The organism is Andreesenia angusta (genome assembly GCF_001855385.1).
GTDB classification, from domain to species: domain Bacteria; phylum Bacillota; class Clostridia; order Tissierellales; family Gottschalkiaceae; genus Andreesenia; species Andreesenia angusta.
The window spans coordinates 40,259-63,314 of record NZ_MKIE01000001.1; the positions used below are offsets into that span (position 1 = coordinate 40,259).

Annotated in this window: 21 protein-coding genes; 4 read left to right on the plus strand and 17 right to left on the minus strand. The window is 45.6% G+C overall.

All coding sequences use genetic code 11. From position 1 onward, the window contains the following. Positions 1–59: 59 nt before the first annotated feature. The 4 genes from EUAN_RS00200 to EUAN_RS00215 all read right to left on the minus strand — a co-directional run bounded on the left by EUAN_RS00200 (position 60) and on the right by EUAN_RS00215 (position 3,104). Positions 60–509: a DMT family transporter gene (locus EUAN_RS00200; RefSeq protein WP_071060479.1), complete on the minus strand. Its 450-nt coding sequence runs from the start codon at positions 507–509 to the stop codon at positions 60–62. Positions 510–521: 12 nt separating this feature from the next. Then, a complete protein-coding gene (locus tag EUAN_RS00205; protein ID WP_071060481.1) occupies positions 522–941 on the minus strand; it encodes a DMT family transporter in 420 nt (139 codons plus the stop codon). Positions 942–1,011: 70 nt separating this feature from the next. Next, positions 1,012–2,277, minus strand: coding sequence for an O-acetylhomoserine aminocarboxypropyltransferase/cysteine synthase family protein (locus EUAN_RS00210; RefSeq protein WP_071060483.1), 1,266 nt, complete (start codon positions 2,275–2,277; stop codon positions 1,012–1,014). 38 nt (positions 2,278–2,315) lie between these two features. After that, entirely contained in the window at positions 2,316–3,104 is a 789-nt protein-coding gene (locus EUAN_RS00215) for a TraX family protein (protein ID WP_084655613.1), read from the minus strand. 98 nt (positions 3,105–3,202) lie between these two features. On the opposite strand from EUAN_RS00215, the gene EUAN_RS00220 reads away from it, so the two are divergent. After that, positions 3,203–3,496, plus strand: coding sequence for an ArsR/SmtB family transcription factor (locus EUAN_RS00220; RefSeq protein WP_071060485.1), 294 nt, complete (start codon positions 3,203–3,205; stop codon positions 3,494–3,496). Positions 3,497–3,499: 3 nt separating this feature from the next. Here EUAN_RS00220 and EUAN_RS00225 read toward each other — a convergent pair whose 3' ends face one another. From EUAN_RS00225 to pyrB, 8 genes are all read right to left on the minus strand, one after another. Next, positions 3,500–4,246, minus strand: coding sequence for a patatin-like phospholipase family protein (locus EUAN_RS00225; protein ID WP_071060487.1), 747 nt, complete (start codon positions 4,244–4,246; stop codon positions 3,500–3,502). Positions 4,247–4,347: 101 nt separating this feature from the next. After that, on the minus strand, positions 4,348–4,929 hold the full coding sequence (pyrE, locus tag EUAN_RS00230) for an orotate phosphoribosyltransferase (RefSeq protein WP_071060489.1): 582 nt from the start codon (positions 4,927–4,929) through the stop codon (positions 4,348–4,350). 5 nt (positions 4,930–4,934) lie between these two features. Continuing rightward, positions 4,935–5,843 (minus strand): dihydroorotate dehydrogenase, encoded by a 909-nt coding sequence (locus EUAN_RS00235; RefSeq protein WP_071060491.1) that lies wholly within the window; start codon positions 5,841–5,843, stop codon positions 4,935–4,937. Beyond that, entirely contained in the window at positions 5,836–6,576 is a 741-nt protein-coding gene (locus EUAN_RS00240; RefSeq protein ID WP_071060493.1) for a dihydroorotate dehydrogenase electron transfer subunit, read from the minus strand. Before EUAN_RS00240 ends, EUAN_RS00235 begins: the two co-directional genes overlap by 8 nt. Continuing rightward, positions 6,566–7,426, minus strand: a complete 861-nt coding sequence (gene pyrF, locus EUAN_RS00245) for an orotidine-5'-phosphate decarboxylase (protein WP_071060495.1) — start codon at positions 7,424–7,426, stop codon at positions 6,566–6,568. Before pyrF ends, EUAN_RS00240 begins: the two co-directional genes overlap by 11 nt. After that, positions 7,423–8,628 (minus strand): dihydroorotase, encoded by a 1,206-nt coding sequence (locus tag EUAN_RS00250; protein WP_071060497.1) that lies wholly within the window; start codon positions 8,626–8,628, stop codon positions 7,423–7,425. Before EUAN_RS00250 ends, pyrF begins: the two co-directional genes overlap by 4 nt. 2 nt (positions 8,629–8,630) lie before the next feature. Further along, entirely contained in the window at positions 8,631–9,065 is a 435-nt protein-coding gene (locus EUAN_RS00255) for an aspartate carbamoyltransferase regulatory subunit (protein ID WP_071060499.1), read from the minus strand. Then, on the minus strand, positions 9,066–9,989 hold the full coding sequence (gene pyrB / locus EUAN_RS00260) for an aspartate carbamoyltransferase (protein WP_071060501.1): 924 nt from the start codon (positions 9,987–9,989) through the stop codon (positions 9,066–9,068). It abuts the gene before it with no gap. 358 nt (positions 9,990–10,347) lie between these two features. On the opposite strand from pyrB, the gene EUAN_RS00265 reads away from it, so the two are divergent. Genes EUAN_RS00265 through EUAN_RS00275 form a run of 3 tightly spaced genes read left to right on the plus strand, consistent with a single transcriptional unit; the run spans position 10,348 to position 12,831 of the window. Next, on the plus strand, positions 10,348–11,364 hold the full coding sequence (locus EUAN_RS00265; protein ID WP_071060503.1) for a methionine ABC transporter ATP-binding protein: 1,017 nt from the start codon (positions 10,348–10,350) through the stop codon (positions 11,362–11,364). Next, positions 11,357–12,019: a methionine ABC transporter permease gene (locus tag EUAN_RS00270; protein WP_071060505.1), complete on the plus strand. Its 663-nt coding sequence runs from the start codon at positions 11,357–11,359 to the stop codon at positions 12,017–12,019. Before EUAN_RS00265 ends, EUAN_RS00270 begins: the two co-directional genes overlap by 8 nt. Positions 12,020–12,036: 17 nt before the next feature. After that, positions 12,037–12,831, plus strand: a complete 795-nt coding sequence (locus tag EUAN_RS00275) for a MetQ/NlpA family ABC transporter substrate-binding protein (RefSeq protein WP_071060508.1) — start codon at positions 12,037–12,039, stop codon at positions 12,829–12,831. Between the two features lie 49 nt (positions 12,832–12,880). On the opposite strand, the gene EUAN_RS00280 is transcribed toward EUAN_RS00275, so the two are convergent. The 5 genes from EUAN_RS00280 to ppsA all read right to left on the minus strand — a co-directional run bounded on the left by EUAN_RS00280 (position 12,881) and on the right by ppsA (position 23,033). After that, positions 12,881–13,399 (minus strand): GNAT family N-acetyltransferase, encoded by a 519-nt coding sequence (locus EUAN_RS00280; protein ID WP_071060510.1) that lies wholly within the window; start codon positions 13,397–13,399, stop codon positions 12,881–12,883. 17 nt (positions 13,400–13,416) lie between these two features. Then, positions 13,417–16,572 carry an AAA family ATPase gene (locus EUAN_RS00285; RefSeq protein ID WP_071060512.1) on the minus strand — a complete coding sequence of 1,052 codons (3,156 nt, stop codon included), beginning with the start codon at positions 16,570–16,572 and terminating at the stop codon, positions 13,417–13,419. A gap of 1 nt (position 16,573) precedes the next feature. Beyond that, positions 16,574–17,749, minus strand: a complete 1,176-nt coding sequence (locus EUAN_RS00290; protein ID WP_071060514.1) for an exonuclease SbcCD subunit D — start codon at positions 17,747–17,749, stop codon at positions 16,574–16,576. Positions 17,750–17,760: 11 nt separating this feature from the next. Beyond that, complete coding sequence (locus tag EUAN_RS00295) at positions 17,761–20,550, minus strand: cation-translocating P-type ATPase (protein WP_071060515.1); 2,790 nt, start codon at positions 20,548–20,550, stop codon at positions 17,761–17,763. 122 nt (positions 20,551–20,672) lie between these two features. Next, positions 20,673–23,033: a phosphoenolpyruvate synthase gene (ppsA, locus tag EUAN_RS00300; protein ID WP_071060517.1), complete on the minus strand. Its 2,361-nt coding sequence runs from the start codon at positions 23,031–23,033 to the stop codon at positions 20,673–20,675. Positions 23,034–23,056 lie beyond the last annotated feature (23 nt).

Here is a 23,056-nt window from a genome sequence, read left to right on the forward strand (position 1 = left end):
ACTCTTTTGAGAGTGATTCTTGAATCTATTGTATCTGTTTTTATGATTTACTGCAATGCCTACTGGCTCTTCAAGCTCTCAATCCTGTCTAGGTTGAAGTTGTAGAGTAGCCCCAGGAGTATAAGTCCTGATCCCACAAGCTTCCCTATCGAGATTATGTCCAGCAGAAAATAGTCTATGATCATTCCCATGGAGATCTGACCTATGAAGATCAGTATGCTGGAGTATATTGTAGGTATCTTCGGGATCACTACGTTTGAAAGCGAGACCACAAGCACCCCGACAGCTCCACCAAAGTATGCCCATATCGGAATCTCTTTGAATCCCGAAAGCTCCACAGCCATTCCTCTGTCTTTCAAGAGCAAAAATACAGTTATCCCCAAAAGGCCTACCATATAGTTTACAAGCGTACCTGAAATCACGCCTACTCTGCCTGCAAGCTTTGAGTTTATGACCATAGAGAGCACAACCATAGAGCCTGTCACAAGTGCGATCGCTATATAGATCATCTTCTTCCCCTCCTAATATGCAATCATAATGACTATTCCCGCAAACATAATCCCCATACCTACAAGCTTTTTTTTCTGGAACTCATGCTTCTCCATCCCGAAAAGCCCAAGAGAGTCTATGGCCGAGGACATAATAAGCTGTCCCATAAGCCCCAGCGCCGTCGTCACGGAAGCTCCCAGCCTGTTGAACGAGATGTTGTTGAAAATAACCACAAAGATGCCTATGGCCCCGGCAGAATAGAAATACCACGGGGCCTTAGCCAGTCTAGGTCTAGTTTTTCTGGCCGCTAAAAGCGCCACTACAAACAGTATTCCAACTAAATGTATCACCAGCACAGAGAAATAGTCTCCAAGCGTTCTAGAGAGCACTCCGTTGAAAGTGAGCATAATCGTGATCAATACCCCTATTACCACTGATCCTGTCTTGTACATAGAGATCCCTTTCCTTTCTGAAAAATCCGAAAAAACATAAGATTCCAACACCCTCAGGTGTTGGAATCGATTAAAATGCTTGTTCTATATCTGCTATTATGTCTTCCACATTTTCTATCCCGACAGAAAGCCTTATCATATCAGGGTCTATCCCAGCCTCTGCAAGCTGCTCGTCAGTAAGCTGCCTGTGAGTCGAGCTTGCCGGGTGAAGAACTGCCGTTCTTATGTCTGCGACATGAACCACTATGTTTGCAAGCTTCAGCTTGTCCATAAACTCTATGGCCCTTTCCTTTCCTCCCTTTATTCTGAAAGAGATGACTCCGCTAGTTCCCTTAGGAAGGTATTTGTCTGCAAGCGATTTGTACGGGCTGCTCTTGAGCCCCGGATAAGTCACCGAAAGCACTTCTTCAGAAGACTCAAGGTACTCCGCCACTTTCAGTGCGTTTGAGCAGTGCCTCTCCATCCTGAGGTGTAGCGTCTCAAGCCCAAGGTTTGTAAGAAATGCGTTCATAGGGCTCATGCAGTTTCCTATGTCCCTTATATACTGCACTCTAGCCTTAACTATATAGGCGGCGTTTTTAAAGTTCTCTGTGTATGAAAGTCCGTGGTAAGACGGGTCCGGCTCTACAAGCCCTGGGAACTTGCCGTTGTTCCAGTCGAAGTTTCCAGAGTCCACTATTATTCCGCCCACACTTGTGGCATGGCCGTCTATATACTTTGTAGTAGAGTGTATGATTATGTCAGCTCCGAACTCAAACGGGTTGCATAGGTACGGTGTGGCAAATGTATTGTCCACTATAAGAGGAACTCCATTTTTATGAGCTATATCGGCCATCTTCTCTATGTCAAGTACATTTAGCTTAGGGTTGGCTATAGTCTCGCCGAAAAGCGCCTTTGTATTCGGCCTGAAAGCGCTCTCTATCTCTGCTTCAGATGCTTCAGGGTCTACAAAGCTCACCTCTATCCCCATCTTCTTGAGCGTTATGGCGAACAGGTTGAAAGTCCCGCCGTATATGCTGTTTGAAGACACTATATGGTCACCTGATTCGCATATATTCAGTATGGCGTTCATGCTGGCCGACTGTCCAGAAGCAGTGCAGAGCGCTCCTACTCCACCTTCAAGTGAAGCCACCTTGTTCTCTAGCGCTTCCACTGTTGGATTGCTGAGCCTTGTGTAGAAATGACCCGGCGCTTCAAGGTCGAAGAGCTTCGCCACATGCTCTGTGGAGTCGTACTTAAAAGTCGTGCTTTGAGTTATGGGAACTACTCTAGGCTCCCCATTGCCTGGTCTATATCCGTCTTGTATGCATTTAGTTTCTACTTTCCATGATTCCAATTGTTTCCCCTCCAAATATTCATTTTAAAATGCTAACTCTATTTTAACATCAGAATAGCCGATAATACATAGAAAAAATATATATGGCCAGGGTAGTATGCGTAGAAGAGATACTTCACCCCTCTGCCCTTTTGGCCGTTGTAGAGCAGAAAGAACACCGCGGAAAACACCATCATCCATTGGTAGTTCTCGAAGAATATCCTCTGCACAGTCAGCTCTCCTGAAACCAGCATCGAGAGCGATATAAAGCTGTATATAGCCACCATCTTGACTCTGTCCTGCCTTAAAAAGTACATTATGAGCCCTATCATTATGAATACAGGGCCTCCCTCCGTAGTGAATGGATTTGGCAATACCGCCGATATCGCCTTGTATGCCCATTCTCCCCCAAGCTGATATCCAGCTGAAGCTATAAACCCTGAAGCTATAGGAACTACCCCAAGCACAAGACCTCGATAAAGTTTTTTTCTATCCCCGCTGTATCTTCCCTCAGCTAAAAGCTCTATGGCTTTTATGTATACGGTTATCAGAAACAGGGTTGAAAATATGTTGTTAGGCACTGTCATCCCGTCCGGCCTAGATATGATCATTGGAACAATTATATTCCCAATACTCATAAGTAAAGACGACACGTAGAGCCTTCTCATATACTTAAACCTGTCTCTGGTATGGTAGTATCCCTCTACTGCTGTAAATGCAAAAATGGGGGCCACTACTCTTCCCAGCCAGTTGAACCATATAGGCACGCCAGCTAGCTTAAAGTACTGGTACATATGGTCTAGCGTCATAAGTATAAGTCCTATTATCTTGAGTTGAAATGTATTCAATTTTCCACTCCTCCCTTCCTGTATTTGATTGACTTGTCTATCCCCTCATTGTAATATATAGATATCGATAACTGCAATATAATCTGGGAGATGATAATTTGAATGCGAATCCAAGCCATTTTATAGATATTTCTGAAAAACTGAAACTGATTGCCCACCCCGTAAGGCTTTGCATACTCACAGGGTTGCTCGAAAAAGGGGAGTGCAATGTCTCCTATATGAAAAACTGCTTGAACACTCCGCAGTCCACTATATCCCAGCATCTTCAGAAACTAAAGGCCTCTGGGATAGTCGAGGCAAGGCGAGACGGCCTCGAAGTCTACTACCATGTGATCGATCAGGAAATCATAGACCTTATCAACTTTCTCTTCAAGACTCCTCTAAAGCGCTAGACTTTAGAGGAGTCTTTTTGCAGTCTCGTACCCTCTTCTGAAAAGCTCTTTGCAGAATTCTCCTTCGAACCTCAGCGTGTCTTCCGGGTTGAATTCCACATCAGGCCTTATTACAACCAGCTTCTTGTCTCTGTACATCTCCTTCAGCTCTTTATCCACTTTGTAGCTATTACTTAAAGGCATAAGGTATAGCTCCTCTATGTCGTCCCTTAAGAGAGGCTCTGTAAATCTGTTGTTGAGCATACCCCCGTCAAGCTTGTATCCGTCGTACTCCCCGGCTTCAAGCTTCTCTTTGAAGGCTTCCATCATATCAGCCGTTCCCCCTTCAGCACCTTCCACATAGGGCAGCAGCGAGCTGTACTTTATGCTGGAAAGCGCGATTTTAGAGCTGCTAGAGCAGATTTCCTCTACCACTTCAGATAAGCTGGAGTCTTCTACTTTCACATAGTTTATGTACACCTCCGAGACTCTGCTCTCTCTCTTCTCCACATGCTCAAGCACCTCTATAAGCTTTTCGTTTTCCACCACTTTTTCCCCTGGGTCCGGGCTTTTGAAGTCCTCCTCCTCTATGGAGTTCCACATGGCTTCAAGCTCGTCTACATTCCCCTTTATCAGAAAGTACGAGTTTATGGCTCCTATGGATGTGCCCGACACTATGTCCGGCTCTATTCCCTTTTCGTAAAGCGCCTTTATAGCTCCTCCCTGAAATGCACCTTTTGCTCCTCCACCTTGCAGATAAAATGCTCTCACCACAATCATCTCCTGTTTTATTTTCTCTGTAATACCATTCTACCACTCTTTTGGATTTTAGTAAAAAAAGACATGGCCAAGTTGACCATGTCTGAATTCCGCTATGCTTTTATATTTCTGCTTCCTGGCTTTATAACAGGTATCTTGCCCTCTTCACATATTGGACATTCTTCCTTGTCAAAGCTCTCTATGTTTAGTTCTATACAGCTGTAGATTGGAAGGTCTATGTCAGAGCTCTTTCTGTCTACTATGCACCCTATCCCTATAACTTTCCCGCCGTGCTCTTCTAGCACTTTGGCAGTCTCTATAGAAGACTTTCCAGTAGTTACAACGTCCTCCATTATGATTATCTTCTGTCCCTCTGCTATCTCGAATCCTCTTCTAAGAGTCATAACTCCGTCGACTCTCTCAGTGAATATAGCTGGCTTTCCAAGCAGTCTTCCCATCTCGTATGCAGCCACTATTCCACCCATAGCAGGTCCTACCACTATGTCGAAGTCCAGCTCTTTAAGCTTGTCTGCTGCAACTTGAAGCACTTTTGCAGCCTTGTCTGGATACTGAAGCAGCTTTGCGCACTGCACGTATCTGTTGCTGTGTCTTCCCGATGAAAGCAGGAAATGTCCCTCTAGTAGTGCTTCTACCTCTTTAAGTGTGTCTATTACCATTTGATCTGTGTTTGCCATTTTAATTACCCCCTTGCGATTCCTCTTATTTCGTCTATCGACTTTATTCCTTCACGCTTCATAAAAGCTTCCATGCCGTCTATTATGTCCAGCATTATATCTGGCTTTACAAAGTTGGCGCTTCCAACCTGGACAGCTGTGGCACCAGCCATTATAAACTCAATTGCGTCCTCTGCATTCATGATTCCGCCCATCCCTATTACAGGTATGTCCACGGCTCCTGCGACTTCGTAAGTCATCCTAAGTGCCATAGGCTTTATACAAGCTCCTGAAAGCCCTGCAAATATGTTTCTAAAGACTGGCTTTCTTTTATTTATATCTATGGCCATAGCCTTGAAAGTGTTTACAAGCGAAAGCGAGTCAGCGCCAGCCTCTCTGCACTTTACAGCCATCTCCACTATGTCCTCTGCATTTGGAGAGAGCTTCACCATAAGCGGCTTCTTAGTCACTTTTCTGACCTCTGAAACCACCTCGTGCGCAACGCATGACTTTATTCCGAAAGCCATACCTCCAGACTTTACGTTAGGGCAGGAGATGTTCAGCTCTATTATGTCTACATCTGCCTTGTCTAGCTTTGAAGCTCCAGCAAGATAGTCATCCATAGTTCCTCCGCCCATGTTTGCAAGTATTACAGTGTTCAAACTTCTCATCTTGGGTATTTCCAGCTCTATAAACTCGTCTATCCCAGGGTTTTGAAGCCCTATGCTGTTTATAAGCCCTCCTGTAACTTCATGAAGCCTTCTGCCTTCATTTCCCGCTTTGGGGTTTATAGTCAGACCCTTGCTGCTGATGCCTCCGATTCTGGATACGTCGAAGTATTCGCTGTACTCCTCTCCGAATCCGAAAGTCCCTGAAGCCGCTATCACAGGGTTCTTGAAATCCACTCCGTTTATATTCACCTTTAAACTAGTCATCTAAAGACACATCCTCTCCTAGGAATACTGGCCCTTCTTTGCAGACTCTCTCTTTTCCCTTCTTGGTATTGCAGGTGCATCCAAGGCAAGCTCCAACTCCGCAGGCCATATGGCTCTCAAGCGATACGTACACAGGAGTTCCTACCTTCTCGCCCATTTCCTTTACCACTTTCATCATAGGTGTAGGTCCGCAAGACAGAATGTAGTCGTATTTTGAAGCGTCAAGCTGCTCTACTACATAGCCCTTGTGACCTACACTTCCAGACTCTGTAGATATTATGACGTTGTCCGCATACTCCTTCATATAATCCACAGAGTATACCTCGTCTCTGAATCCAGCGTAGAAGTCCACTGTAGAGTCTTTTATATGCTTCATCACTTCGTACATAGGGGCTATACCTATTCCGCCCACTACTACAGCCACTTTGCCCTTTATAGTCTCTAGGTCGAATCCATTTCCTACAGGCCCTAAGAGCTCCAGCTCGTCTCCGGCTTTAAGCTTTGAGAAAATCTCTGTGCCTGTGCCTCTTACCTCGTAGAGAAACTCTATTCCCGCATCTGTAATTCCGTGTATGCTTATAGGCCTTGAAAGGAAAGGCTCCACGCCCCAGGCTCTAAGCATGTAGAACTGTCCAGGGTTTGCAGAGTAATCTCCCTCCACTACCATTCTGTAGATTCCCTCTGCTATCTTCTCGTTTGAAGCCACTTTGGCTTTTAGGTATTTAGATGACATTTCCGATAGCCTCCTTCATCTTTTTAGCTTCCTCTCTTGCATAAGCTCCGAACTCCTCAGGCTTTCCGTCAGCTTTCTTGTAGGCCAGAAGTATTCCCCTAGATGAGTTTACAACTCCGCCGTTTCCGTCTCTCAGAAGAGGCGCCACGTCGTCAGCTCCTCCACCCTGAGCTCCGTATCCAGGTATGAGGAAGAAAGTCTTGTCGTGTGTCTTTCTCATCTCTCTGCCCTCGTCTGCGTGAGTGCATCCAACCACTCCACCTATAGAGCTGTAGCCGCACTTTCCAAGGTAGTTTTCTCCGAGTGTCTGTATCTTCTTTCCAACTGTAGTGTATATCTTCTCGCCTTCTGCCGTGTCTATAAACTGTATGTCCTTGGCGCCTTCGTTCGAAGTCCTGACAAGCACGAAAAGTCCCTTCTCCTTGTTCTTTACATAGTCAAGATAAGGCTCTATGCTGTCTAGTCCCATATAAGGGCTTAGCGTTATAAAGTCGGATTCGAAGTCTCCCTCGAAGTGACCTTTCGCGTACATCTCGGCAGTCTTTGAGATGTCCCCTCTCTTTATGTCAGCTATTATTATCTCTTTTTTCTCTCTGAGGTAATCTAGCGTCTTCTTGTAGGCCAGAAGCCCCTCTAGGCCGTACGCCTCGTAGTATGCAATCTGAACCTTGAAGCAAGATGCATAGTCTGCTGTGCTGTCCACTATTGTCTTGTTGAACTCGAATATGACATCCGAGATATTTGTGTGCTTTTTAAGCAGAAACTCTGGAATATAAGACAAGTCTGTGTCAAGTCCTACACATACATGTCCCTTGCTCTCCACCGCTTCATAAAGTCTATCTATTATCATTGAGATTCCTCCTTTGAATACACAACTACACCTTTTCTGATCGTCTTAAGCACTTCTCCGTAGAACTCCATGCCCTCAAACGGAGTGTTCTTGCCTTTTGAGTGGAATTCCGAGCTGTCCACAGCCTTTAGAGTGTCAAGGTCTACTATGACCACGTCCCCATCATAGCCTATCTTGAGCTCTCCTTTTTTGACTCCAAGCAGCTTGGCAGGGTTTCTGCTCATAAGCTCCGTAAGCTTGCTAAGGCTTATCCTGCCTGACTTCACAAGCGCCGTATAGGACACTGGAAAAGCCGTCTCTAGCCCTACCATCCCTGGGGCTCCGTTTTGCTTGTCCTCTACAGTGTGAGGCGCATGGTCTGTGGCTATCATGTCCACATATCCCTCTTCCACGGCCCAAAGCATGGCCTCTACGTCTTCCATCTCCCTTATAGGAGGGTTCACCCTGTAGTTTGACTCGTCTGAGCTCAGGTATATATGGTGTGGAGCCACTTCGCATGTTATGTTATCGTAGCCCTGAACCTTGGCCTGAAGTATGTACTCCATGGCTTCTTTGGTGCTTACATGGGCCATGTGCAGCTTCGCCCCAGTGTACTTTGCAAGCTCTATGTCCCTTATAGTCTCTATATTCTCTGAAAGCCTGAAGCTGAAAGGCGTTATGTCCTCGTCCTCTCCGTGAGCCATTACAACCATGTCCTTCTCCACGGCTTTCAGCATGGCGTCTAGCATCACCTTGTTGCTCTGAACTCCTTTGCCGTCGTCCGTGATTATAGTGACCACCTTCTCGTCCACTTCCTCTAGATGGCTTATATCGCTTCCAGAGAAGTCTCTAGTTATGGACACACATTGATGAGCGTCTACAAGTCCAACCTGCTCCACTCTCGAAAGCACTTTATTCACAACGTCCATAGAACTGCACACAGGGTCCGTATTCCCCATAAGGTTGACCATGGTGTAGCCGCCTCTCACGGCCGATCTGCTTCCGCTTTCAATGTCTTCCTTATACTCGTAGCCTGGCTCTCTGAAGTGCACGTGCATATCTATAAAAGAAGGCATGACCACCTTTCCAGCTGCGTCTATTGTTTCGCACTTTATCGCAAGCGATTCTCCCATAGCCGCTATCTTTCCATTCACTATATATATATCCCCCGCAAAGTCCTGTGAAACATCCACGATTCTAGCGTTTTTTATAAGCAGTTCCATCTTTACACCTCCGAGAAAGTATATACTTCGTCACAGTACTGGCATCTGTACTCCAGCTTCTCTTCGTCAAACAGCAAGAATATATGCGGTATGTTCTTCTCTACAGAAGTCACACATCTAGGATTTTTGCATTTTATGACGTCTTCCACTTTTTTCGGTATACTCAGCTTTATCTTTTCCTTTATGCTCTCATTCTCTATTATGTTTATAGTCATAGTCGGGTCTATAAGCCCAAGTACGGTAAAATCTATGTTCATGGCGTTCTCTATCTTTATTATGTCCTTCTTATTCTGCTTGTTGCTGGGAGCGTTTTTTATAAGCGCCACCGTGAAGTCCACCTTGTCAAGCCCAAGGTAGTTGTAGACCTTTATTCCATGTCCGGCCTTTATATGGTCTATCACAATTCCCTTTTTTATGCTGTTTATGCTCACCGTCATCTAGCACACCCCCAGTAGTTTAGCTATAAGTGCCATCCTTACATACATTCCATACTTGGCCTGCTTGAAGTAAAGCGCCCTAGGGTCGCTGTCTATCTCAGGCGATATCTCGTTCACTCTAGGCAGTGGATGAAGCACCATCATGTCTTTTTTAGCGTATTCCATCTTGTCCGGCGTAAGTATATAGCTGTCTTTTAGCCTTATATAGTCCTCTTCGTTGAAGAACCTCTCTTTCTGAACCCTTGTCATATAGAGTATGTCCAAACTTCCCATGTTCTCCTCAAGCTTCTCTGCCTCTACGTACTCTATCCCGTTTTTCTCCAGCACTTCCCTCTTTATATAGTCTGGAATCTTAAGCTCGCTTGGCGATATAAGCACAAACTTCACGTTTTCATACCTTGAAAGCGCCTTTATCAGCGAGTGCACTGTCCTTCCAAACTTAAGGTCTCCGCAGCAGCCTATAGTTATATTCCCAATTTCACCTTTTGTCCTTCTGATAGTCAACAGGTCTGTAAGCGTCTGAGTGGGATGCTGGTGGCCTCCGTCTCCTGCGTTTATCACAGGTATGTCGGAGTACATAGATGCCACTTTAGGAGCTCCCTCCTTCGGATGTCTCATAACTGCTATGTCTGCGTAGCACGAAACCGTCTTTATCGTGTCTGCTATGCTCTCTCCCTTAGACACAGAAGAAGAGCTGGGCTCTGAAAATCCGATTACTTGACCGCCTAACCTGTACATAGCAGCTTCAAAGCTGAATCTCGTTCTGGTGCTTGGCTCGTAAAACAGCGATGCGAGTATCTTTCCTCTGCATTTATCCATATAAGACTTTTCATCTTCTATTATGCTGTCAGCTAGTTCGAATATTCCGTCCAACTCTTCGTTTGTAAAATCCATTGGTTCTATAAGATGTCTTCCTTCTAACATATATATTCCTCCTTTTTAGCCTCTCCGGACCGTCTTAAAAGGTACAAAAAAAGCCTTCCATACAATAGGAAGGCCAATAGTCATATTTCATATACCCACAGTATTATTGCAAATATGGACATGTCTATACTATTTTCGCTCCTTCCTAACCTCTCTGGATTAGATTAAAGGTTCTATAAAAATAGTATCACTATATCCCCAAAAAATCAATAATATTTAAAGCCTTTTCAATCCTTGAAATACCAATCGGAATAGTGTATAATAATCTTATTCAAACGCCGTAGCTTCATGTATTGATTTTTCTTCAAAAAGTATATAATATATCATTTAGAGTAAATACATACAAGGTGGTGATTATTTGATAGTTATAGATTCTTTGTGCAAGGTTTTCAAGCTTAAAAACAAAAGCGAAGTAATTGCTCTAGATGATGTCAGCCTCGAAATACAGGATGGCGAGATCTTCGGCATAATAGGTATGAGTGGTGCCGGAAAGTCTACTTTGATCCGCACCATAAATAGGCTGGAAGACCCTTCTTCTGGGAAAGTCATAATAGACGGCCTCGACATAACAGCCCTTGGCGAGTCAGAGCTCAGAAAGAGCAGAAAAGGCATAGGCATGATCTTTCAGCATTTCAACTTGCTCTCCTCTAGAACTGTTGCCAAGAACATAGCCTTCCCTCTTGAGATAGCCGGCGTGGACAAAAATGATGCCGACAAGAGGATAGACGAGCTCTTGGAGCTTGTAGGGCTTTCCGACAAGAAGGAGAGCTATCCTTCACAGCTTTCAGGCGGGCAAAAGCAGAGGGTAGCAATAGCAAGGGCCTTGGCCAACAACCCCAAGATACTGCTCTGTGATGAAGCTACTTCAGCACTTGATCCAAAGACTACTAGTTCCATACTGGATCTGCTCAAGGATATACGAAAGAACCTCGGTATAACCATAGTACTTATAACGCATCAGATGGAGGTAATAAGGGAGATATGCGACAGGGTGGCCATAATAGAGGGCGGAAAGATAATAGAGCTTGGAGCGGTTCACGAAGTCTTCTCCAATCCCAAGACAGACACCGCCAAGAACTTCGTGTTCGGCATAAAGCCTGAGACAGAGATAGATGATCTGTTTCCCAAATTGCCTGGCTCTGTAGTTTTAAAGATTTCATATCTCGGGGATAGCGCCAAGCAGCCCATAGTCTCTAAGCTCATAAAGGATCACAGCTTAGACGTGAATATAATCTCTGGAGAGATAGACCAGCTGATGAGCATGTCTGTAGGGCATCTTACCATCCAGCTGCTTGGAGAAAAGGCCAATATAGACGCTGCGCTCGAATCTCTGAAACGTCAAAATATAGCTACGGAGGTGATCTGGAATGGCTGATTTCTTGTCGCTTGACCTGCTCTTGCCGGCAATAGGTGAGACCCTTTTGATGGTGTTTCTCTCGACAGTCATGTCCCTCGCCATAGGGCTTCCTGTAGGGGTGGTTCTGCTGCTTACAGAAAAAGGCGGGCTTTGGGAAAAGCCTAATTTAAGCGCAGTCTTAGGCACAGTAGTAAATATAATGAGGTCTTTCCCATTCCTCATACTCATGATAGTCATAATACCTTTTACAAGACTACTAGTCGGAACAAGCACAGGCACTATGGCGACTGTCGTGCCTCTTACAATCTCTGCTATCCCGTTTGTGGCCAGAGTTGTAGAGAGCGCTCTTAGGGAGGTAGACCATGGCCTTGTAGAGGCGGCGCAGTCCATGGGAGCCACTACTTTCAATATAATCTCAAAAGTACTTATTCCAGAGTCTCTGCCGTCAATTGTAAGCGGAATAACTCTTACAATCATAAACCTCATAGGTTATTCGGCCATGGCCGGAGCCATAGGTGGAGGAGGTCTTGGAGACCTTGCCATAAGATACGGATACCACAGATATGAAGTAGGCATAATGATAATATCTGTAGTTGTCATAATCCTGTTGGTTCAGGTAATACAGATGCTTGGAAACAGCATTTCGATAGGCATAAACAACAAGAGAAAATAAAAATCGGAGGAAATAAAATGAAAAAAATACTTTTAGCACTTTCACTTGCAACTACTATGTTCGTAGCCGGATGCAGCGGTTCTGGCGAAAATTCTTCTTCTATCAAAGTCGGGGCTACACCAGAGCCTCACGGAAAGATACTTGAGCTCGTAAAGGATGATTTGGAGTCTGAGGGAATCCAGCTTGAAATAGTGGACTACAGCGACTACGTACAGCCTAACTTGGCCCTTAACGACGGGGAGATAGATGCAAACTTCATGCAGCACGAGCCTTACCTTGAGAACTTTGTGGCAGAAAGAGGTGTTGACCTGGTCTCTGTAGCCAAGATACACATAGAGCCTATGGGACTTTACTCTGAGAGCATAAAGTCTATAGATGAGCTTGCTGACGGAGCCAAGATAGCCATTCCCAATGACCCTACAAACGGAGCTAGGGCACTTCTGCTCCTAGAGGAAAAGGGACTTATAGTGCTTGACGAAAACGCTGGATTCAACGCTACAGAAAAAGACATAGTTGAAAACCCTAAGAACCTTCAAGTTCAAGCTCTAGAGGCGGCGCAGCTTCCTAGAACGCTTCAGGACTTCGACGCTTCTGTTATAAACGGAAACTATGCGCTAGAAGCCGGACTCAACCCGACTACCGACGCAATACTCATAGAGGCCAAGGACTCTCCTTACGCCAATATAATCACAGTCAAAAGCGGAAATGAAAATGACGAGAAAGTTCAAGCCCTTATAAAGGCGCTTCAGTCAGATGAAGTCAAGAATTTCATAGAAGACAACTACGAAGGCGGAGTAATTCCTGCTTTCTAGCACAGCAAAAAGCCGAGGACATTGTCCTCGGCTTTTTTATTTCCCTTGTTTAAACCAGCGTATGGTTGTCTCTACGCTCTACGAACCTCTTGTATTCGCTTTCATCTAGCTTTTTCCCAAGGCTCATTATCATAAGTCTATGTTCTGGGTAATCTGTTTCGTACCCAGGATGGGTGTAGTCATAGTCGTTCAGGCAAAAGCCCAGTCTCTCGTAAAACTGCTTTCTCCTCACGGCTATCTCGCTCTCTAGCGGGTCTATCTCCAGCACCACATCACTCTCTTTTTCGCAGAACTCCCTTAGAATTTTCGATCCAAGTCCTGAGCCTCTGTGCTTTTCATCCACGGCAAAATGCTCTAAGAAAGTGAACTCTTCAAATGCCCAGTAGAACATTATACCTATTATCTCTTCTCTTTCAAGCAATATCATGGGCCTGTAGAATTCATCTTTTCCAGCTCTCAGCTGGGTGTCCAGCCTTCTTCTCTCATACTGCGGGAAGTTCTCCTCGTATATGCGCCAAGCCGCCTCAAACTCCTCTCTGTTGCTAAAGTCAAGTCTTCTGTATATCATTGTATCCACCTCTCGTACTATCCTTCAAATTCAAAGTCAACTATATGGCTTCCCTGGCTTCCAGACTCTATCTCTATCTTAGCGTCTATCCTCTCCTTCAGCTCGTCTACATGGGATATAAGCCCTACTAGCCTGCCGTTGTTTTGCAACTCCACCAGTGTATCTATCGCAGATTCAAGCGAGTCCGAGTCAAGTGTTCCAAAGCCCTCGTCTATGAATATGGTGTCTAGCTCTATGCCTCCGGCATACGCCCTGACCACATCCGAAAGTCCAAGCGCCATAGAGAGCGACGCCTTGAAGCCCTCTCCTCCCGAGAGCGTGCTTATATCCCGCTTTCGCCCTGTGTAGTAGTCCATCACCTCTAGGTCTAGTCCGCCTGCCTTGCCCCTGTGGTCTAGGCTTTCTTTTCTGGCTATCCGAAACCTTCCGTCTGTCATCCCGCTTAGCCTGGCGTTTGTAGCTAAGAGTATGTCCTCTAGAAAAGACGACAGCACATATCTCTCGAAACTCATGTTCTTGCTGTTTATACTCCCCTTCTCTGCATTCGCCACAGCTGCTAGCTCTCCAACTACGCTGTACTCAGACTCCTCTTTCGCTATGGACTCAGCTCTGCTCTTTACAGCTTCCAGACACTCTCTGTACCTGTCTTTCTCTATAAGCAACTCTGTTCTGGCATCGGATATCTCAGACTTTTTAGCGTTCAGGTCTTTTTCTATACCTCTAAGCGCTTCTATATCCACAATATCAAGACCCTCTGTAGACTCCCTGTCTCTCTTCAGCAGCGATTTAAGTTCTTTTATGCTGTCATAGTATCTGTTCACTTCTTCTATGGCTTTATCCAGCTCGCTTTCGCTCGCTCTGTACTTTCTGTAGTCTTCCACATCTTTAAATCCGGCTTTAGAGACTTTTTCCTTGAACTCAGCCTTTCTATCTTCAGCGCTCTCGTTTAACCTAGCCAGCTCACCACATCTAGCCTCTAGCCCTGAAGCCAGCGCTATACGATCTCTCTCCATGTTTTCAAAGCTTTCCTTGGCAAGCCTGTAGCTTCTCTCCAACTCTTCGTACTTGCACTCTGTCTCAGCTAGAACCTCTTTGTATGATTCAAAGCTTATCTCAGGCCTCGAAAGCAGCTTCTCAAGTGAAGACTTCTGGACTTTCAGCTTTCCGCTCAAGTCCTTTATTTCGTCAGACAGCTCTCTCTCCAGCTCGCTCTCTGCTCTGTGCTTCTCCTGAAGCTCTGCTTGCTTTATCTTAAGCGCTTTAAGGTTGGTCTTCTTTCTGGACTGCTCTGCGCGAGAAGCTTCCATAGACAGTATATTTTCAGTATACTCCTTGATCCTTTCCCTTAGCTCAGTCTTTACCTTGTATATATCGCCGCTCTCCACCCCAAGTTTGTGCAGTCTTGAGTCTAGAGAGCTCTGTTTCGACTCTACAGTGGCTTTAAGCTTCCCTGATTCAACTTTAAGCTCTCCCAAGAGCCCCTTTTCCACCTCTAGCTCTTGTCTGAGTTTTTCTACATACTGCCTTTTCTGCTTTAGCGATTCCTGGCTTACCTCTGACTTGACCGGCTTTGCTGGGTTTGGATGCTCTAACGACCCGCAGACCGGGCAAGGAGAGTCCTTGCACAGCGAAAGCGCTATATAAGAGGCCTGCTCTGATAAAAGCGTCTCATTTAAATTTTCATACTCCTCTGCTTCCTTTTTCAAGCTGATCTCAAGCACCTTTACAGCTTCAGACTTAGAGCTAAGTTTTGACTGGAGCTCTTTGAGCAACTCTATGTCGCCCTTTATAGCTTTGTCTTCTTCAAAGAGCTCAAGCAGCTGCTGCTTTTTTTCCATGTCAGATTTTCGCTTGGATTCAAGCTTTTCAATCTCCAGCTCTAGATTTTCACCGCTTTCAAGTTCTTTCTCTAGCAGAAGGATTTCGCTTGAGTAATTTGCAAGCTTAGCCTCCAAGCTTTTTTCCCTTTGCTCCGAATCTCTGTGTTTTTCTGCTTTCAGCTTTAGAGTAATCTCTCTCTCTTCTAGCTCTTTGAAATCCGACTCCCGCTCTTTTAGCGTCAAAAGCTTCTTGCTTTGTTCCTGACGCTCTCCTTCTCTTTTAGCTTCCCTCTCTAGCTCAGACTTTTTCCGCTCAAGCTGAATTTCAAGACTCGAAAGAGACTCTCGCTCTTTTAGAATAGAAGCTTCAACCTCCCTGGCTCTCTTTAACATGTCCACGATACTCCGCTCGTCTCCCTGGAGTCTTATGGCTTTTTCCATCTTGGATACAGCTTCTTTTTTCTCCAGGTACTCCGAACCTTTCGCTTCAAGCTGGCTTAGCTTTTCGCTGTTTTTCTCTATATTTTCAAGTATCTTGTTTACCTGCTCTCCCTTCGCTATTTCCTGGGACACTCTTGAAATGCTTAGCTCTAGCTCTGAAATTTCCTTCTCTTTCCCGACTCTAGCTTTCTCTATCTCCTCTATTTCAACTTCCACCTTCGCCATCTTCTGGGACGTGGTTCCGTCCTCGCCGTCATGCCCTATTTTTTTAAAGGCTTCCGAGATATGATCCATCGAGCTTTTGATTGAAGCCTCTAGCTCCTTTTTTCTCTCTTTCAGCTTTTCCTGAATTTTCGAGTACTTTGAGGTGTCGAAAAGGGCCCTGAGTATCTTCTCTCGCTCTGAGGTATCAGAGCTTATGACCTCCCTGAACTGACCCTGGGGAATCATCATGATCTGCCTGAACTGGTTTACATTCAGCTTGAGTATCCGCTCCACTTCTTCCCCCGCCTCTTTTATCTTGTCATAGACAACGGGATCGCCGCTCTCGCCTTTGCACACGAGGCATACTTTCTCGCTCTCCTCCCTATATCCCTCTCCACGCTTCTTTTTCACAAGCTGCGCAGGCGACCTGTATATGCTGTAGCTTTTAGCTCCGACTCTGAACTCCAGCTCCACCTCTGTCAGCACATCCTTGCCTGCAAAGTCGCTTCTGAAGTTTTGGGGCTTTCTCTCGTCTCCGTTTCCGCTCCCGTAGAGCGCATATGTTATGGCGTCGAATATAGTTGTCTTTCCAGCTCCTGTAGGGCCTGTTATGAGAAATAGATTCCGCTCCTTAAGCTTGGTAAAGTCCACAGTCTCTGTCCCGCTGTATGGCCCGAAGGCCGTCATGACAAGTCTAGTAGGTCTCATATTAAAACTCCTCCATATCCATATTTTCAAGCAGCGAAGCAAGCTTTTCCTCTTTCGAACCTTCAAGCTCCATATCTGTAACTTCAGCATAGAAGTCTCTAAACAGCTCTAGCACGCTTTTTTCCCTGAAGTTGGCCCTTGAAAACTCAGCCTTTTCGCCTTCAAGTCGAGTAGCGTCTCTCTTTATCTCTATTCTGAGTATGTTCTTGTAGACTTTGTCCAGCTTGTCTTTAGGCGAGTAGAGCTCTCCGTCTGCCACTATCCTAGCCATTATATAGTCCTCTCTCTCAGCCTCGCTTAAATCTTCTGCGAGCAACTCTTCAAGACTCCCCTCTATGATTCTCATGTCTCTAGACGGGTATATCTCCTCTATATTGCAGCTCATCTCCGCACTTCCGACCTGCTTTTCGCCCAAACAGACACTCGTTATGCCCTTTCTATGGTTCTGCTCCGAGAAAGAGTACTTCATAAGGGAACCTGAGTACCTTATACGCTCTGTCTTCACTTTCTGCGGACCGTGGAGATGCCCAAGCGCCACGTAGTCAAAGTCCTTGAAGTATTCAGCGCTTACTTCGTCGCTTCCGCCTATTGAAAGAGGCCTTTCCGACTCGCTCTCCTGCAATCTCTCTCCGGAGTTCGTGACAAAGCCGTGATATATGCATATGTTCCTCTCGCTCTTGTCCAGCTTTTCGCATATCTTGCCTATGACAACTCTCGCCACATCATCATGGTCCTTTATTTCCTCCCCGGGAAAAACAGCTCTGGCCTTCATAGGCGATATATACGGCACGGCGTATACATTGACCTTCCCGTGCTCATCTTCTAGCTCTATTGGGCTAATCGATTTCACTACATCTGTGACTATGTGGAGCCCTTTGTCCTCTAGCATCTCGGACCCGAAAGAGAGCCTATCTGCGCTGTCGTGGTTTCCAGATATGATCACGACTTTTCGCTTGTGCTCCATCACGAGCTTGGAAAGAGTCTCGTTCAAAAGCCCCACCGCCTCTACTGTAGGTATGGACTTGTCGTATATGTCGCCCGCTATTATCACAAGGTCAGGCATGTCCGACTCCACTTTCTCCAGAAATTTACCTATCACTTCTCTCTGTTCATCTATAAAGCTTTTGTGCAAAAACACCTTCCCTATATGCCAATCTCCTGTATGGTATATCTTCAACTCTTAACCTCCTACTGTATCTTAAATCGCCTTCTGACTATCCACTTTCTCGTCTCTTCCAACGCTATCAGCACCACCGGACATGCAATCAACATCGCCAGATGCTCAAGCTTTGGCGCACTTGTTCCAAAGAGCATATTGAAAAACGGAACATACGCTATCGCAAGAAACAGAGCTATCTCCAGCACTATGCCCCATATCATCATGGAGTTTTTCTTCTTGAGCGTAGCAGTAAATGGCAGCCTCGACGAGCGGCACTCCAGCACGTTCCCAATCTGTCCTGCCACCACTGCACCAAACGATAGCGTTATGGCGTAGCTGTATACCTGCATAATGGCTTCACTTGCCGTGCCATTTGCTATAGCCACATTGAAAGAGCGCATCTCCTCGAATGAATATCCAAAGTACCTCCATGCAAACAAGTAGATAGCAAAAGCCATCCCTGCCTCTATCATACCAAGAAATCCATACGAGCGCAGAAGCACTTTTTTGTTCAGTATATTCTCGTCAAGGGCTCTTGGAGGTTCGTCCAGTATCGACTCGTCTGGATGCTCCCCTCCCAGCGATATCGCCGGAATCAAGTCCGTGCCAAGGTCTATGGCCAGTATCAGCAGTATTGTGAGCGATGGAGGTATGTTCAGTATCCCCATGGCCAGGAACGGAAGCACCTCCGGTATGTTCGATGCCAGTATATAAGTGATGAACTTCCTGATGTTGTCGTATATGGCTCTGCCCTCTTTTACGGCCTCGACTATAGTTGCAAAGTGGTCGTCTAGAAGCACTATGTCCGAAGACTCTATAGCCGCGTCAGAGCCGTTTTTTCCCATTGAAATGCCTATGTCTGCCTTTCTAAGTGCAAGTACGTCGTTTATGCCGTCTCCAGTCGAGGCCACCACATGGCCTAGACTTTGATAAGTCTCCACTATCTTAAGTTTTTCATTCGGCGTAGTCCTTGCAAATATTACAGGTACCTCTGTATCTATTTTCTCTGCAAGCTCTTCCTGGCTCATGCTCTCTACTTCCGCCCCAGTTATAGTGACGTAGTCGTGATCGCATATGATCCCAATCTGCCTTGCAATTGCAGCTGCCGTCAAACTGTAGTCTCCAGTCACTACAGACACCTTTATTCCCGCCCTGTAGCAATCCGCTATGGCTTCCGCCACGCCTTCCCTCGGAGGGTCGTACATGGCTACAAGCCCGAGAAGAGTCAAGCCGTCCTGTGCGATTTCGCCCTCTGGATCGTCTGAGTATGCGACGGCAAGCAACCTGAACCCCTCACTCGCCAACCTGTCATTGATGTCCATTATACTTTCCCTGTCCTCAGGCCCCATGGCTTCCGCTTTTCCTTCTTTGAAAATATAATTACAGTGCTCTATTAGCTTGCCTGGATCTCCCTTTGTATACTGCACTACATCTCCGTTGCCGTCCCTTACTGTCACAGACATGGTCTTGGAGTCTGAGTTGAAAGGGACTACACTCAGCTGCTCGAAATGATCTCTAAATGACCCTGTTTCAAAGCCAGCCTTTTCAGCCGCTATAAGTATGGCTGCCTCTGTAGGGTCTCCGATTATTTTCCAGCTTTCCGGATTCTCTCTGTCCGTCTGAAGCAATGTGTCAGAGCAAAGTACAGAGGCCTCGAGCAGCTTCTTGACCGCTTTTAAGCTTCTATCGTTGAAGCCAGTTATCTCTCCTTTTTTTTCATAGCCCTCTCCGCTTATCTCAACTACTCCGTCAGATGTCCATATCTTTTTCGCGAACATGGCATTTTGCGTAAGCGTCCCAGTCTTGTCTGTGCATATAACTGTAGTGCTCCCAAGTGTCTCAACAGCCGACTGCTTCCTCACCAACGCATTCTTCTTGGCCATCCTCTGCACTCCAACCGCCAGCGAAAGGCTTACTGTGGGCATAAGCCCTTCTGGAATATCGGCCACTATTATGCCTATTGCAAATATAAGGGCCGCATTCACAGGTATGCCTGTCGCCACCGTAGAGATCAAAAAGGCAAGCGCCCCCACCACAAAAGAGATCACTATGAGTGTCTTGGTTATTTTCTGTATCTGAAGCTCAAGCGTACTCTTTTTTCTGACTATGCCGGCAGAGGTCTGGGTTATGTTACCTATCTGAGATTCGTCTCCAGTGGCATACACTACCCCCTTGGCTTCTCCTCCGCTTATAGAGGTTCCCGCGAACACAAGGTTCCTGCTGGTTGTGCTGTCCCCTTCCTCCAGTGCGTGTGGAGCTTCATCCCTCTCCACGGCTAGCGACTCTCCTGTCAGCATCGAATTGTCCACGAGCAGTCCTGTAGACTCTGTGATTCTTATGTCTGCCGGCACTTTGTCTCCAGCTTTGAGCGATACAATATCTCCAGGCACCAGCTTGTCTGCTGTAGTGACTTTCATTTCCCCATCCCTGTAAACCTTGACATTATTCGGTATCATCTTGGCCAGCGCCTGTAGCGCTTTGTCGGCCTTGTTCTCCTGTATAAATGAGAATATGCCGTTTATGAGTATGACCATCCAGATAACGTAGCTCAGCAGTGGTGTCCCTGACACTATGGCAAGTATGCTTGCAACCCAGAGCATTATAGCCATGAGGTTCACCATCTGCTTGGCAAAGCTCTTGATCGGATTGAAGCTGCTCTTGCTCTCTATTCTGTTTTCGCCGTATATGGCCATCCTTGCATTTGCCTCTTCCTCTGAAAGCCCCTCTGGTCTTGTGTCCATACAGTCAAGCACGCCCTGAGCTTCAAGCTCCGCTATCCTGTTTGCGCTTATTTTTCCCCCTATTCTGTTTTGTGGCATATCTATCCCCCCTCGAATTATAGCTTTCTACCTCATATTTACCCCTAAAGATGCTTTATACAACTAAAAACAGAGCAGGTCTCCCCGCTCTGTTTCATTTGCTGCTTTATATGCCAGCTATATTAATTTTCGCCTCTTAATTTCTTCAGAATCATTCTCTGCTCCACTCCAGCTACAAGCCTTCTAGTGTAGGCAACTGTATCTGGGTTTACGCTCATGCTGTCTATTCCGCACTCAACTAGGAACTCTGCAAACTCTGGGTAAGTCGATGGTCCCTGTCCGCAGATTGAAACTGTCTTTCCGTATTTGTGAGCCGCAGCTATAAGAGTCTTTATAGCTCTCTTTACAGCAGGGTTTCTCTCGTCAAAGTATCCCATGTCGTTCAGGATTCCTGAATCTCTGTCCGCTCCCATTATAAGCTGAGTCAGGTCGTTACTTCCTATGCTGAATCCGTCAACCAATTGAGCGAATTCCTCTGCTTCGAATATAACAGATGGAACTTCCGCCATTATCCAGATCTTAAAGTCCTGGTTTTGAACAAGCCCTTCTTCTGCCATTATCTCTTTTACTTTCTTAAGCTCCCAAGTAGTTCTTACGAAAGGAAGCATTACGTATACGTTTGTAAGTCCGAAATCTTCTCTCACTCTTCTTATAGCCTTGCACTCTAGTCTGAATCCTTCTATATACTCTGGAGAGATATATCTAGAAACTCCTCTCCATCCTATCATAGGGTTTGCCTCTATAGGCTCAACTTCGTCTCCACCCTTAAGTCCTCTGAACTCGTTAGTTCTGAAGTCGCTTAGTCTAACTACAAGCGGCTTAGGATAAAGCTCCTGTGCAACAGAAGTCACAGCCTCTGAAAGCTTGTCTATAAACATATCCTCTTCGCCTATCTTTAGAAGGTACATAGGGTGAGCTCCAACTGCATTTGTGAATATTAGCTCTGTTCTCATAAGGCCTATACCATCCATTGGAAGGTTTTTGTACTTTCCTATAAGGTCTGGCTCTCCTAGGTTCATGTATATCTTTGTTCCAGTGATAGGCGCTGTAAGCTGCTGAAGAAGCTCTTCGCTAACTCCAACTCCTTGAGCTGAAGCTTGCTTTTCCTCTTTCTTCTCTTGAAGCACAGTTCCCTCGTACACTACTCCTCTAGTCGCATCTACTGTAACTTCTCTTCCCTCTGTAAGGACTTTTGAAGCGTCCTTAGCTCCAACTATACAAGGTATTCCAAGCTCTCTTGAAACTATGGCAGCATGGCAAGTTCTTCCACCTTCGTCAGTTACAACAGCTGCGGCCTTTTTCATAGCTGGAACCATATCTGGATTTGTCATAACAGTTACAAGTATGTCGCCCTCTTTTACTTGGTCCATCTCTGTTATGTCTTTTATATTTTTAACTTTTCCAGATCCGATTCCTGGAGATGCTCCAAGTCCTTTGGCTATCATCTTAAGCTCTTGGCTTCCCTGTCCTATTTCCATCTTTATTTCCTCCGTAAGTGTAGTTATAGGTCTAGACTGAAGGATGTAAAGCTCCTCAGTGTCGCTGTCAAGTGCCCACTCTATGTCCTGAGGCGACTTGTAAAGCTCCTCTATTTTCATTCCGTAGTTTGCAAGCTTAGAGATTTCAAGGTCGTTTAGACATTGCTTTGTGACATACTCTGCTCCTAGAACTTCGGCCACTTCCATCTCCTTAGTTCCAACTCCGTCAGTGTTCTTCACAACTATAGTGTTTTTGTCAGCTATAGTCTTCTCTATTATAGCTTTTGTAGTCTTGTCTATTATAAAGTCGTCTGGTGTAACTATTCCTGAAACTACAGCCTCTCCAAGTCCCCAGCTGGCGTTTATCATTATCTCGTTAGAGCTGCTGTTCATAGGGTTTGCAGTGAACATAACTCCGGCTATCTTGCTGTTTACCATCTTCTGCACTACGACGCTAAGCGCTACCTCTGTGTGTACGAAGTTCTGGTGCTCTCTGTAGTAAATAGCTCTTGCAGTCCAAAGCGATGCCCAACATCTCTTTATATGCGACTTAACTTCATCTATTCCGCTTATATGAAGGTAAGTGTCCTGCTGTCCTGCGAAAGAAGCCTCTGGAAGGTCCTCTGCTGTAGCTGAAGATCTGATTGCAACCTGTGCATCTGGAGTCTTAACTCTCTTGTTGAACTCTTCATATGCCTCTATAATCTCCTGCTCTATATCTGAAGGCATGTCTTTTCTGATTATAAGCGCTCTTATAGCCGCACTTCTCTCTTGAAGTTGAACTGAATCCTCTACGTCCAAGCCATCTAGAACCTCTATTATTTCTTTCTGAAGATCTGACTTCTCTATAAAATCAGAATAAGCTGTTGCAGTTACACAGAATCCAGGTGGAACGTCTACTCCCTTTATAGTAAGCTCTCCTAGATTAGCTCCTTTTCCTCCTACTAGAGGTATGTCCTCTTTGTCGATTTCATTAAACCACTTGATATATTTATAGCTCATCATCCAACTTCCTTTCATCGTTTTTT